The organism is Streptococcus sp. (genome assembly GCF_032481935.1).
Taxonomy (GTDB): Bacteria; Bacillota; Bacilli; order Lactobacillales; family Streptococcaceae; genus Streptococcus.
This window is the reverse complement of the sequence record NZ_JAWERU010000015.1, coordinates 1-14,164: the sequence shown is the minus strand read 5'-3', so window position 1 is coordinate 14,164 and position 14,164 is coordinate 1. Positions and strand designations below refer to the sequence as shown.

General features: G+C 42.5%; 8 protein-coding genes. All 8 read left to right on the top strand.

The annotated features are described in order from the left end of the window. Positions 1–55 precede the first annotated feature (55 nt). Positions 56–2,266 carry a cell surface ecto-5'-nucleotidase Nt5e gene (nt5e, locus tag E7C97_RS04400; RefSeq protein ID WP_316108279.1) on the top strand — a complete coding sequence of 737 codons (2,211 nt, stop codon included), beginning with the start codon at positions 56–58 and terminating at the stop codon, positions 2,264–2,266. Positions 2,267–2,510: 244 nt separating this feature from the next. Next, the gene (adcR, locus tag E7C97_RS04395) at positions 2,511–2,951 is read left to right on the top strand and encodes a zinc-dependent transcriptional regulator AdcR (RefSeq protein WP_001249315.1); all 441 of its coding nucleotides are present in this window, start codon (positions 2,511–2,513) and stop codon (positions 2,949–2,951) included. After that, complete coding sequence (locus tag E7C97_RS04390) at positions 2,951–3,655, top strand: metal ABC transporter ATP-binding protein (RefSeq protein ID WP_316108278.1); 705 nt, start codon at positions 2,951–2,953, stop codon at positions 3,653–3,655. Before adcR ends, E7C97_RS04390 begins: the two co-directional genes overlap by 1 nt. Then, positions 3,648–4,454, top strand: a complete 807-nt coding sequence (locus tag E7C97_RS04385; protein ID WP_316108277.1) for a metal ABC transporter permease — start codon at positions 3,648–3,650, stop codon at positions 4,452–4,454. The genes E7C97_RS04390 and E7C97_RS04385 overlap by 8 nt, the downstream gene beginning before the upstream one ends. Before the next feature lie 9 nt (positions 4,455–4,463). Then, positions 4,464–5,966 carry a zinc ABC transporter substrate-binding protein AdcA gene (locus E7C97_RS04380; RefSeq protein WP_316108276.1) on the top strand — a complete coding sequence of 501 codons (1,503 nt, stop codon included), beginning with the start codon at positions 4,464–4,466 and terminating at the stop codon, positions 5,964–5,966. 130 nt (positions 5,967–6,096) lie between these two features. After that, positions 6,097–6,951, top strand: a complete 855-nt coding sequence (locus tag E7C97_RS04375) for a VOC family protein (RefSeq protein WP_316108275.1) — start codon at positions 6,097–6,099, stop codon at positions 6,949–6,951. Positions 6,952–7,664: 713 nt separating this feature from the next. Further along, complete coding sequence (locus E7C97_RS04370; protein WP_316108292.1) at positions 7,665–11,297, top strand: DNA-directed RNA polymerase subunit beta; 3,633 nt, start codon at positions 7,665–7,667, stop codon at positions 11,295–11,297. A gap of 32 nt (positions 11,298–11,329) precedes the next feature. Further along, a partial coding sequence (gene rpoC / locus E7C97_RS04365) for a DNA-directed RNA polymerase subunit beta' (RefSeq protein WP_316108274.1) occupies positions 11,330–14,164 on the top strand: 2,835 nt, incomplete at its 3' end.

Here is a 14,164-nt window from a genome sequence, read left to right as displayed (position 1 = left end):
AAATGATGCTAAATAGCGTATAATGGTAAAAGAAAGAAGAGAAAGGGATTTCAATATGAATAAACGTTTTTTGTTGCCTGTCCTATCGACAGCCCTATTAGCTCCGGCCTTTTTAGCTGGACAAGTTTATGCTGAAGAAAATACTAGTACTTCAGAAGCTACAGAAGTTGTGAGCACTACAGAAGCACCAGTAGTGGCAGCGACTCCTGAGGTTGTTACAAGTCCGGCAACACCAGCTGAAGAGGCTGCAACTCAAAAAGAAGAAGCAGATACTGTTATCTTGCATACTAATGACGTGCATGGTCGTATCGTAGAAGAAAAAGGAGTAATTGGAGATGCCAAGCTCGCGACAGTTATTGAGAAGGAGCGAGAAAAGGGCAACCAAACGACTCTAGTAGTGGATGCAGGTGATGCCTTCCAAGGTCTGCCTATTTCAAACTCTACAAAGGGTGAAGCTCGTGCCAAAATCCTAAATGAGATGGGCTACGATGCTATGGCTGTAGGAAATCATGAGTTCGACTTTGGACTTGATGAAGTTAAAAAATACAAAGAAATTTTGAACTTCCCATTGCTCAGCTCAAACACTTATGTGAATGGGGCTCGTTTATTTGAAGCAGCAACAATTGTTGATAAGAACAAGGATGTTGCAGGTGATGAGTTTGTCGTCATCGGTGTGACAACGCCTGAAACAGCTACTAAGACCCACCCTAAAAATGTTAAAGGCGTAACCTTTACAGAACCTATTGCAGAGGTTAACAAGGTTATCGAAGAAATTCAAGCTAAAGCATTGGCAGAAGGCAAAGACTACAAACATTATGTTGTTCTCGCTCACTTGGGAGTCGATACAACAACACCTGTAGAATGGCGTGGTTCAACACTTGCAGAAGCACTTTCAAAAAATCCTCTTTTGAAAGGTAAGCGTGTTACAGTGATTGATGGTCACTCTCATACAGTAGAATCGACTACTTATGGTGACAATGTGACTTACAACCAGACAGGAAGCTATCTCCATAACGTTGGTAAAATTACTTACAAATCTCGACAATTATTGGGTGATCCTTCACTCATTGCGGCTGCTGATGCTAAGAAATTAGAAGCTAATCCAAAAATTGAAAAACTTGTCAAGGATATCAAACAAAAGTATGACGCTGAAAATGCTATAGAAGTCGTTTCAAATAGTCCAGTTGAATTGAACGGTGACCGTGAAAATGTCCGTGTCCGTGAAACCAACCTTGGGAATGTCGTAGCAGATTCTCTCTACCAGTATGGTCAAACAGGGTTTAGTCATCCAACAGATATCGCTGTGACAAATGGTGGTGGCTTGCGTGAAACGATTGCCAAGGGTAAACCAATTACAAAAGGAAATGTCATTGCGGTTTTACCATTTGGAAACACAATCTCACAAATTCAAGTAACTGGTCAGCAAGTTTTTGACATGTTTGAAAAATCACTCGGATCTATTTTGCAGGTTGATAAGGCAGGAAAAACTGTCTTGGATGAAAATGGTCAACCATTGCTAGAACCAAGTGGTGGATTCTTACAGATTTCAGGAGCCAAGGTCTATTACGATACAAACCTAGCTGCAGGCAAACGTGTCTTGGCTATTCAAGTTAAGAATCGTGCGACTGGTATTTATGAAAAACTAGATTTGGAAAAAGTTTACTACCTAGCAACCAATGACTTCCTTGCAGCAGGTGGTGACGGTTACACCATGCTTGGTGGTGCCAGAGAAGAAGGTCCTTCAATGGATGCTGCCTTTGAAGACTATCTCAAAACAGCTGATTTGACTCAGTATGAAAAGGTAAATCCAAATTCACGCACGATTTCTGTGGATTCAAAAACATTTAAACTGCCAGAAGAGCAAGGTCCAGCTAAACCAGGAAAAGATTCAGCAACAGATCCGGCTAAACCAGAAAAAGATCCAGCAATAACTCCTACTCAACCAGGAAAAACTCAGGGAACAACTCCGGCTAATTCAGGAAATGATGCAACTAAGCCAGGAAAAACTCAAGAGACCACTCCAGCTAAAACTGAGAAGGACTCAGCAACAAAAACAACTCCATCAGGAAAAAATCAAGGAACAACTCCTGCCCAAACATCTACTGTAAAAGTTGATTATAAGGTTGCAGATAAATTTGTCAATAAGACAGTCGTATCAGAAAAAATACTTCCGAATACAGGTAGTGAACAATCTATTTTCATGATGCTATTGGGTATGATTCTTGGAGCGACAGCCCTCTGGACTAGCCGCAAACAAGAAAAATAATTCTAAAGGATGAAAACATCTCAGGTGTTTTCATCTTTTTTCTTGACTCCTTACTTGGATGTGATATACTTAACTAGTAAAGGAATGGTGTGATACTCAATAAAACTCAAAGAGCAAACTAGGAAGCGAGACGCGGGCTGTACTTGAGTACGCCAAGACGAAGCTGACGTGGTTTGAATTTGATTTTTGAAGAGTATGAAAACCTTGTATTTATAGAAATTCCGTTCTAAGAAAGGAGCAAATCATGAGACAGTTGGCAAAAGATATCGATCAATTTTTAAACGAGATTATTTTAAAAGCTGAAAATCAGCATGAAATTTTGATTGGCCATTGCACGAGTGATGTGGCCTTGACCAATACCCAGGAGCATATTCTCATGCTTTTATCAGAGGAGTCGCTCACCAACTCTGAGTTGGCGCGTCGTCTCAATGTCAGTCAAGCTGCCGTTACCAAGGCTATCAAATCCCTGGTTAAAGAGGGGATGCTAGAAACGTCTAAGGATCCTAAGGATGCTCGCGTTGTCTTCTATCAATTAACAGACTTGGCTCGACCTATTGCTGAGGAACACCACCATCATCATGAACATACCCTCTCGACTTATGAGCAGGTTGCCACTCAGTTTACACCAAACGAACAAAAAATTATCCAGCGGTTTTTAACTGCTTTAGTAGGAGAAATCAAGTAATGAGATACATCACAGTAGAGGATTTGTCCTTCTATTATGACAAGGAACCTGTGCTTGAGCATATCAATTACAGTGTTGATAGTGGGGAATTTGTCACACTGACAGGAGAAAATGGAGCAGCCAAGACAACGCTAATCAAGGCTAGCCTTGGAATTCTTCAACCACGAATTGGGAAAGTAACCATCTCAAAGACAAATATTCATGGGAAAAAATTAAGAATCGCCTATCTTCCTCAGCAGATCGCCAGTTTTAATGCAGGTTTTCCTAGTACTGTTTATGAGTTTGTCAAATCAGGTCGCTACCCAAGAAAGGGCTGGTTCCGTCGTTTGAATGCTCACGATGAAGAACACATTAAGGCTAGTTTAAACTCAGTTGGCATGTGGGAACATCGGGATAAACGTATTGGTTCTCTCTCTGGTGGGCAAAAGCAAAGAGCGGTCATTGCACGTATGTTTGCTTCAGATCCAGATATCTTTATCTTGGATGAGCCGACAACAGGGATGGATGCAGGTACCAAGAATGAATTTTATGAACTCATGCATCACAGTGCCCACCACCATGGCAAGGCTGTTTTGATGATTACTCACGATCCTGAAGAAGTCAAGGATTACGCAGATCGCAATATCCACCTTGTCCGTGACCAAGATTCGCCATGGCGTTGTTTCAATGTCCATGAAAATGACCAGGAGGTAGACCATGCTTAATCTATTTTCTTATGATTTTATGCAACGGGCCTTCTTGGCTGTTATCGCTATGAGTCTCTTTTCGCCAGTCCTTGGGACCTTCCTCATCTTACGGCGCCAAAGTCTCATGAGTGATACTCTGAGTCACGTATCGCTTTCAGGGGTTGCCTTTGGTTTGGTTTTGGGGATTTCTCCGACCACCTCGACTATTGCTATTGTCTTGATTGCGGCGGTCTTTCTTGAATATCTACGTACGGTTTACAAGAGCTTTATGGAGATTGGAACAGCCATCCTCATGTCAACAGGTCTTGCGGTTTCACTCATTGTTATGAGTAAGGGTAAGAGCTCTAGCTCGATGAGTTTGGACCAATACCTCTTTGGTTCTATTGTGACTATTAGTCAAGAGCAGGTAATTGGGCTCTTTGTCATTGCAGCGGTTGTTTTAATCCTGACCTTCCTCTTTTTAAGACCTATGTACATCTTAACTTTTGATGAGGATACAGCTTTTGTAGATGGTCTTCCAGTGCGTACTATGTCTATCCTCTTTAACATGGTGACGGGTGTGGCTATTGCTCTTATGATTCCAGCTGCAGGGGCACTTTTGGTATCAACTATCATGGTCTTGCCAGCTAGTATCGCTTTGCGTTTAGGGAAGAACTTTAGTTCGGTGATGATTCTTGCCAGCGTTATTGGTTTTCTAGGCATGGTGGCAGGACTTTATATTTCCTATTATGCAGAGACACCACCGAGTGCAAGTATTACCATTATCTTTGTAGTTGTCTTTTTGTTAGTCAGCTTACTCAAACGTTTTATCAAATAGGAGAAGAAAATGAAAAAACTAGGCCTACTTTTGGCAAGTCTTGTGACAGTTTTCTTGGCAGCTTGTTCCAATCAAAAACAAGCAGATGGGAAATTAAATATCGTTACAACTTTCTATCCTGTCTACGAATTTACCAAGCAAGTAGCAGGAGATACAGCCAATGTCGAGCTCTTGATTGGGGCAGGGACAGAACCACATGATTATGAACCATCGCCTAAGGCAGTTGCTAAAATCCAAGACGCTGATGCCTTCGTTTATGAAAATGAGAACATGGAAACATGGGTTCCCAAGCTTTTAGATTCACTAGATGCGAAAAAAGTAAAAACAATCAAGGCTACTGGAGATATGTTGCTTCTTCCAGGAAGTGAAGAAGAGGAAGACCATGACCATGGCGAAGAAGGTCATCATCACGAGTATGACCCTCATGTATGGTTGTCTCCTGCGCGTGCAATCAAACTTGTAGAGCACATCCGTGATAGTCTTTCAGCTGACTATCCTGATAAAAAAGCAACCTTTGAGCAAAATGCAGCTACCTATATCGAGAAATTACAAGCTCTGGATAAGGCCTATACTGAAGGACTTTCTAGTGCTAAACAAAAGAGTTTTGTGACTCAACACGCGGCCTTTCGTTACTTAGCTTTAGACTACGGACTCAATCAAGTTTCTATCTCAGGTCTTTCCCCAGATGCGGAGCCTTCAGCAAGCCGCTTGGCAGAATTGACCGAATACATCAAGAAAAATAAGATTTCTTATATCTACTTTGAAGAAAATGCCTCACAAGCCCTAGCTAATACTCTCTCAAAAGAAACAGGAGTTAAGTTAGACGTTCTGAATCCTCTGGAAAGCTTGACCGAAGAGGACATGAAAGCTGGAGAAAACTATATCTCTGTCATGGAGAAAAATCTCAAGGCCCTCAAGCAAACAACTGACCAAGCAGGGGCAGAAATTGAGCCAGAAAAAGCAGAGGAAACTAAAACCGTTCAAAATGGTTACTTTGAAGATGCCGATGTCAAGGATCGTACCTTGAGTGACTATGCTGGTAACTGGCAGTCTGTTTATCCTTTCCTTGAAAATGGTACTCTCGACCAAGTCTTTGACTACAAGGCTAAATTGACTGGTAAAATGACCAAGGATGAATACAAAGCCTACTATCAAAAAGGCTATCAAACTGATGTATCTAAGATTAATATCACGGATAATACTATGGAATTCATCCAAGGTGACCAAAGTAAGAAATATACATACAAGTATGTCGGCAAGAAAATCTTGACCTATAAGAAAGGGAATCGAGGAGTTCGTTATCTCTTTGAAGCGACAGATGCGGATGCTGGACAATTTAAGTATGTTCAGTTTAGCGACCACAATATCGCACCAGTTAAGACTGGGCACTTCCATATCTTCTTTGGAGGTACTAGCCAGGAAGTCCTCTTTGAAGAGATGGACAACTGGCCAACCTACTATCCAGAGAATTTATCTGGTCAAGAGATTGCCCAAGAAATGTTGGCTCATTAAATCCAAACAATCCTTCCTACATGGGGAGGATTTTTCTTGTTTTATCAACGTTGAGCATTTGGATTGACATTGGCTGAGAGTGGAGTATAATAGTTGCAACAAAAATAGTTACAACAAAGAGAGGTTTTCTATGGTTTACGAGTATAATAGTCGCATTCATTTGGCTGAAGTAGCTTTAAATGTCAAGGACTTAGAAAGTCAGACAGCATTTTATCATCAATTGCTTGGGTTGGAGATTTTGATTCAATCGGAAAAAGAAATTCTTTTAGGTGCCGGTGGGAAACCGCTAGTTCGGCTAATTAAGACAGATGACATTAGCAATCCTAAGCAAAGTTATGGTCTTTATCATATGGCCCTTCTTTTGCCAAGTCGAGAAGATTTGGCTAATGTTTTTAAACACTTGTTAGACTTAAAAATCCCATTAGTTGGTGGAGCTGATCATGGCTATAGTGAGGCTATCTATCTTGAAGATCTGGAAGGTAATGGCATAGAACTCTATAGAGACAAGCCAGTGACAGTCTGGGACATTCGTGAGGACGGACGAATTATCGGTGTGACAGAAGAACTCTCTGCACAAGATATCTACGAACTAGGAAGAAACATAGAGCCTTTTGCAATCGCAAGTGGCACTCGCATAGGGCACGTTCACCTATCTGTTAAAAACAGCCGAGAAGCGAGTGTGCTCTACCAAGAGTCTCTCGGTCTTGAGGATAAATTCACGATTCCGCATGCCAGTTGGATAGCATCGGGGAATTACCATCATCATCTAGCGGTGAATGAATGGGGTGGTCGTTTGTTAGCGCGACGTGAGAATGGCATGGTGGGTCTTGCCTACTATGTGGTTGAAGTTGAGAACAAAGAGGAGTTGTTGAAGGTTTTTGCCCAATCTCAAGGTAATAAGGCGATAACTCATTGGTTTTCTTCTGCAGAATTTAGCTTGACTGACAAGGATGGCATTGTGACCCGAGTCAGAGTGGAGAGCTAGAAATCTTTAAAACTAGGGGGGATTACTTTATATAAAAAGGACAGAATAGCTTGATTCAAACGTTTTGAAAGTCAAAAAGATAGCTTCTTTTGAGAGCATGAAAAATGCTTCTGGTAGGATTTATTTTTACCATTGGCTCACTGAACATTGCTGACCAGGCTATTCAGGTTTATTTCAATAAAGAAATCATGTTGGAAAAACGAATGAATTTCTATCCAAATACGACTGAGAAATCCTTTTTAAGGTCGGATAGATTTCCTAAAGTCTCTAGAAGTTCTTGCTTGCTAAGTTCCTACCATTGAATGGCAGAGGTCAAAAATGATTCGATCATTGATTCAGATATTTTTTGTTGAAGGTCACACAGTTTTACGAAGAGGCTGATTTGGAAATGAATTAGCGAAAATGAAAATATCCTTTTCTGAAAACAAGACCTATCAATATTACAGGCAAAAAAATCGTTCAAAACCCTTGAAAAATCAAAAAAAATCAGGTATAATGTAAATAATCATTTGTCGTAGGTTTTGTCTGAAATATTGTCCGGACAAGGCTCACAGCAGTTAAATCTCCTGAAAAAGTCGGATTTAGCTGCTCTTTTTGTGCTTTTTTTCAGGTTTTTCGATTTTTGTAACAAAGATTTAAAGATTCTGAAAATTGGTCGAGGGGGATAAGTTGATAGGGTTTTTAGAACCCTCTAACGATAATTACTAGCTTAGATCACTAAGCTTGGAACTTTATTTAAAAAGGAGAAAGGACATGACGTTCAATACGGGAAACATCGTACCCGTCGTAGTTTTTCAAGAATCAAAGAAGTTCTTGACTTACCAAATTTGATTGAAATTCAAACTGATTCATTCAAAGATTTCCTAGACCATGGTCTGAAGGAAGTGTTTGAAGATGTATTGCCAATTTCAAACTTCACAGACACAATGGAGTTGGAATTTGTTGGCTACGAAATCAAAGAACCTAAATATACGCTTGAAGAAGCTCGTATCCATGATGCCAGCTACTCAGCACCTATCTTTGTAACCTTCCGCTTGATTAACAAAGAAACTGGCGAAATTAAGACACAGGAAGTTTTCTTTGGTGATTTCCCAATCATGACTGAGATGGGGACTTTCATCATCAACGGTGGTGAGCGTATCATCGTATCACAGTTGGTGCGTTCTCCAGGTGTTTATTTTAATGACAAGGTAGACAAAAATGGTAAAGTGGGCTACGGTTCAACTGTTATCCCTAACCGTGGAGCTTGGTTGGAACTTGAAAGCGACTCAAAAGATATCGCCTATACTCGTATCGACCGTACTCGTAAAATTCCATTTACGACCTTAGTTCGTGCGCTTGGTTTCTCAGGCGATGATGAAATCTTTGATATCTTTGGTGACAGCGATCTTGTTCGTAACACTGTTGAAAAAGATATTCACAAGAACCCAATGGACTCTCGTACAGACGAAGCTTTGAAGGAAATCTACGAACGCCTTCGTCCAGGTGAGCCTAAGACTGCTGAAAGCTCACGTAGCTTGCTTGTAGCTCGTTTCTTTGACCCACGTCGTTATGACTTGGCTGCAGTTGGTCGTTACAAGATCAATAAAAAACTCAATGTTAAAACACGTTTGCTCAACCAAACTATTGCTGAGCCATTGGTAGATCCTGAAACTGGAGAAATCTTGGTAGAAGCTGGTACAATCATGACTCGTAGCGTCATTGAAAGTATCGAAAGCCATTTGGATGGCGACTTGAACAAGATTGTCTACATTCCAAATGATGCTGCTGTAGTAACAGAGCCAGTTGTTCTTCAAAAATTCAAGGTTGTTGCACCAACTGATCCAGACCGTGTTGTAACAATCATCGGTAATGCAAATCCAGATGATAAAGTTCGCATCGTAACTCCTGCAGATATCTTGGCTGAGATGAGCTACTTCCTCAACTTGGCTGAAGGTATTGGCCGTGTGGATGATATCGACCACCTTGGAAATCGTCGTATCCGTGCTGTTGGTGAATTGCTTGCCAACCAAGTGCGTCTTGGACTTTCACGTATGGAACGTAACGTTCGTGAACGTATGTCTGTTCAAGATAACGAAGTACTAACACCACAACAAATTATCAATATCCGTCCAGTAACTGCAGCAATCAAAGAATTCTTTGGTTCTTCTCAATTGTCACAGTTCATGGACCAACACAACCCACTTTCTGAGTTGTCACACAAACGTCGTTTGTCTGCCTTAGGACCTGGTGGTTTGACACGTGACCGCGCTGGATATGAAGTGCGTGACGTGCACTACACTCACTATGGTCGTATGTGTCCGATTGAAACACCTGAAGGGCCAAACATCGGTTTGATCAACAACTTGTCTTCATACGGGCACCTCAACAAGTATGGTTTCATTCAAACACCATATCGTAAGGTTGACCGTGCAACTGGAAAAGTAACCAACGAAATCGTTTGGTTGACAGCCGATGAAGAAGATGAGTTCACAGTAGCTCAGGCTAACTCTAAATTGAACGCAGATGGCACTTTTGCTGAAAAAGTTGTCATGGGACGTCACCAAGGGGTTAACCAAGAATATCCAGCATCAAGTGTTGATTATATGGACGTTTCGCCTAAGCAGGTAGTTGCCGTTGCGACAGCATGTATTCCTTTCTTGGAAAACGATGACTCCAACCGTGCCCTCATGGGAGCCAACATGCAACGTCAGGCTGTGCCATTGATTGATCCCAAAGCACCTTACGTGGGTACTGGTATGGAATACCAAGCAGCTCATGATTCAGGAGCTGCAGTTATTGCACAACATGGTGGTAAGGTTACCTATGCAGATGCTGACAAGGTAGAAGTTCGTCGTGAAGATGGCTCATTGGATGTTTACCACATTCAAAAATTCCGTCGTTCAAACTCAGGTACTGCCTACAACCAACGTACTCTCGTAAAAGTTGGCGATATCGTTGAAAAAGGTGATTTCATTGCTGACGGACCTTCTATGGAAAATGGAGAAATGGCGCTTGGACAAAACCCAATCGTTGCCTACATGACATGGGAAGGTTACAACTTCGAGGATGCCGTTATCATGAGCGAACGCTTGGTTAAAGATGATGTCTATACATCTGTCCACCTTGAAGAATACGAATCAGAAACACGCGATACAAAGCTTGGGCCTGAAGAAATCACTCGTGAAATTCCAAACGTTGGTGAAGATGCCCTTAAAGACCTTGACGAAATGGGTATTATCCGTATCGGTGCTGAGGTTAAAGAAGGGGATATCCTTGTAGGTAAAGTAACACCTAAGGGTGAAAAAGACCTTTCAGCTGAAGAACGTCTCTTGCACGCTATTTTCGGAGACAAATCTCGTGAAGTTCGCGATACTTCACTTCGCGTACCCCACGGTGCCGATGGTGTTGTTCGTGATGTTAAGATCTTTACACGTGCAAATGGTGATGAATTACAATCAGGTGTTAATATGCTGGTTCGTGTTTACATCGCTCAAAAACGTAAGATTAAGGTCGGAGACAAGATGGCCGGACGTCACGGAAACAAAGGGGTTGTCTCTCGTATCGTTCCTGTAGAAGATATGCCTTACCTTCCAGATGGAACTCCAGTCGATATCATGTTGAACCCACTTGGGGTGCCATCACGTATGAATATCGGTCAGGTTATGGAGCTTCACCTTGGTATGGCAGCTCGTACTCTTGGTATCCACATCGCAACACCGGTCTTTGATGGAGCAAGTTCAGAAGATCTTTGGTCAACTGTTAAGGAAGCAGGCATGGATAGCGATGCTAAGACTATCCTTTACGATGGACGTACTGGTGAACCATTTGATAACCGTGTATCAGTTGGTGTCATGTACATGATCAAACTCCACCACATGGTTGATGATAAATTGCACGCTCGTTCAGTCGGACCATACTCAACAGTTACGCAACAACCACTCGGAGGTAAGGCTCAGTTTGGTGGACAACGTTTCGGTGAGATGGAGGTTTGGGCGCTTGAAGCCTATGGTGCCTCAAATGTCCTTCAAGAAATCTTGACTTACAAGTCTGACGATATCAACGGACGTTTGAAAGCCTATGAAGCTATTACAAAAGGAAAACCAATTCCAAAACCAGGTGTTCCAGAATCCTTCCGAGTTCTTGTTAAAGAATTGCAATCACTTGGTCTTGACATGCGTGTTCTTGACGAAGATGATCAAGAAGTTGAACTTCGTGATCTTGACGAGGGCATGGACGAAGATGTCATCCACGTAGATGACCTTGAAAAAGCACGTAAAAAAGCTGCTGAAGAAGCAAAAGCTGCTTTTGAAGCTGAAGAAGGTGCAAAAGCGGAAGCAACAGAAGAAGCTACTGAACAAGAATAAGTAGCTCACTTAGAATAGAAAGGGAAGAAATAGTGGTTGACGTAAATCGTTTTAAAAGTATGCAAATCACACTAGCTTCTCCAAGCAAAGTCCGTTCATGGTCTTATGGAGAAGTCAAAAAACCTGAAACAATCAATTACCGTACGTTGAAACCAGAACGTGAAGGACTATTTGACGAAGTCATCTTTGGTCCTACAAAAGACTGGGAATGTGCTTGTGGTAAGTACAAACGCATTCGTTACAGAGGGATTGTTTGTGACCGTTGTGGTGTTGAAGTAACGCGTACAAAAGTTCGTCGTGAACGTATGGGACACATCGAGTTGAAAGCTCCTGTATCTCATATCTGGTATTTCAAGGGAATTCCAAGTCGTATGGGCTTGACCCTTGATATGAGTCCTCGTGCCCTCGAGGAAGTAATCTACTTTGCTGCTTACGTGGTGATCGATCCTAAGGATACACCACTTGAGCACAAATCAATCATGACAGAGCGTGAATACCGTGAGCGCTTGCGTGAATATGGCTACGGATCATTCGTTGCTAAAATGGGTGCCGAAGCTATCCAAGACCTCTTGAAACAAGTAGATCTTGAAAAAGAAATTGCTGAGCTTAAAGAAGAATTGAAGACAGCAACTGGACAAAAACGTATCAAAGCTATCCGTCGTTTGGATGTTTTGGATGCCTTTTACAAGTCTGGAAACAAACCTGAATGGATGATTCTCAACATCCTTCCGGTTATTCCACCAGATCTTCGTCCAATGTTGCAGTTGGATGGTGGCCGTTTTGCCTCATCTGACTTGAATGACCTTTACCGCCGTGTTATCAACCGTAACAACCGTTTGGCTCGTTTGCTTGAGTTGAATGCACCAGGTATCATCGTTCAAAATGAGAAGCGTATGCTTCAAGAAGCGGTCGACGCTTTGATTGACAATGGTCGTCGTGGTCGTCCAATCACAGGACCAGGTAGCCGTCCATTGAAATCATTGAGCCACATGCTTAAAGGTAAACAAGGACGCTTCCGTCAAAACTTGCTCGGTAAACGTGTTGACTTCTCAGGACGTTCCGTTATCGCCGTTGGTCCAACTCTTAAGATGTACCAATGTGGTGTGCCACGTGAAATGGCGATCGAGCTCTTTAAACCATTCGTGATGCGTGAAATCGTTGCGCGCGATATCGTGCAAAACGTTAAAGCGGCTAAACGCTTGGTAGAACGTGGAGACGAACGCATCTGGGATATCCTCGAAGAAGTTATCAAGGAACACCCAGTGCTTTTGAACCGCGCACCGACCCTTCACCGTTTGGGTATCCAAGCCTTTGAACCTGTCTTGATTGACGGTAAAGCCCTTCGCTTGCACCCACTTGTCTGTGAAGCCTACAATGCCGACTTTGACGGTGACCAAATGGCCATCCACGTACCGCTTTCAGAAGAAGCCCAAGCAGAAGCGCGTATCTTGATGTTGGCTGCTGAGCACATCTTGAACCCGAAAGATGGTAAACCAGTTGTTACTCCATCTCAGGACATGGTTTTGGGTAACTACTACTTGACCATGGAAGAAGCTGGTCGTGAAGGTGAAGGAATGGTCTTCAAAGACCGTGACGAAGCTGTTATGGCTTACCGCAATGGCTATGTTCACCTCCACTCACGTGTTGGTATCGCAACAGACAGTCTTAACAAACCATGGACAGAAGAGCAAAAACACAAAATCTTGCTTACAACTGTTGGTAAGATTCTCTTCAACGATATCATGCCAGAAGGTCTACCCTACTTGCAAGAACCAAATAATGCCAACTTGACAGAAGGCGTTCCAGCTAAATACTTCTTGCCACTTGGTGGAGATATCAAGGAAGCTATCAGCAAACTTGAACTTAACCCTCCATTCAAGAAGAAAAACCTTGGAAATATCATCGCTGAAATCTTCAAACGTTTCCGTACGACTGAAACTTCTGCCCTACTTGACCGTATGAAGAACCTCGGATACCACCACTCAACTCTTGCAGGATTGACAGTGGGTATTGCCGATATCCCAGTCGTTGAAGACAAGGCTGAAATCATTGAAGAATCACACAAACGTGTAGAACAAATCACTAAACAATTCCGTCGTGGTATGATCACAGACGACGAACGTTACAATGCTGTAACAGCTGAATGGCGTGCTGCCCGTGAAAAATTGGAGAAACGCTTGATTGCCAACCAAGATCCTAAGAACCCAATCGTTATGATGATGGACTCTGGAGCCCGTGGTAACATCTCAAACTTCTCACAGCTTGCCGGTATGCGTGGTCTGATGGCTGCTCCGAATGGACGTATCATGGAATTGCCAATCCTTTCAAACTTCCGTGAAGGTTTGTCTGTATTGGAAATGTTCTTCTCAACTCACGGTGCTCGTAAAGGTATGACCGATACGGCCCTTAAGACAGCCGACTCAGGTTACTTGACTCGTCGTTTGGTTGACGTTGCCCAAGACGTGATCATCCGTGAGGATGACTGTGGAACAGACCGTGGTCTCTTGATCCGTTCTATTACTGAAGGTAAAGAGATGATTGAGTCTCTTGAAGAACGTCTCAATGGTCGTTACACTAAGAAAACTGTTAAACACCCAGAAACTGGTGCAGTTATCATTGGTCCAAATGAATTGATTACAGAAGACAAGGCTCGTGAAATTGTTAATGCTGGTGTTGAAGAAGTAACCATCCGCTCCGTATTTACATGTAACACTCGTCATGGTGTCTGCCGTCACTGTTACGGTATCAACTTGGCGACTGGTGATGCGGTTGAAGTTGGTGAAGCAGTTGGTACAATCGCTGCCCAATCTATCGGGGAACCTGGTACACAGCTTACAATGCGTACCTTCCACACGGGTGGGGTTGCC

Excerpts from the sequence above, each read along its gene's own strand:
- nt5e (WP_316108279.1), top strand. The coding sequence starts at position 56 with ATGAATAAACGTTTTTTGTTGCCTGTCCTATCGACAGCCCTATTAGCT.
- adcR (WP_001249315.1), top strand. The coding sequence starts at position 2,511 with ATGAGACAGTTGGCAAAAGATATCGATCAATTTTTAAACGAGATTATT.
- E7C97_RS04390 (WP_316108278.1), top strand. The coding sequence starts at position 2,951 with ATGAGATACATCACAGTAGAGGATTTGTCCTTCTATTATGACAAGGAA.
- E7C97_RS04385 (WP_316108277.1), top strand. The coding sequence starts at position 3,648 with ATGCTTAATCTATTTTCTTATGATTTTATGCAACGGGCCTTCTTGGCT.
- E7C97_RS04380 (WP_316108276.1), top strand. The coding sequence starts at position 4,464 with ATGAAAAAACTAGGCCTACTTTTGGCAAGTCTTGTGACAGTTTTCTTG.
- E7C97_RS04375 (WP_316108275.1), top strand. The coding sequence starts at position 6,097 with ATGGTTTACGAGTATAATAGTCGCATTCATTTGGCTGAAGTAGCTTTA.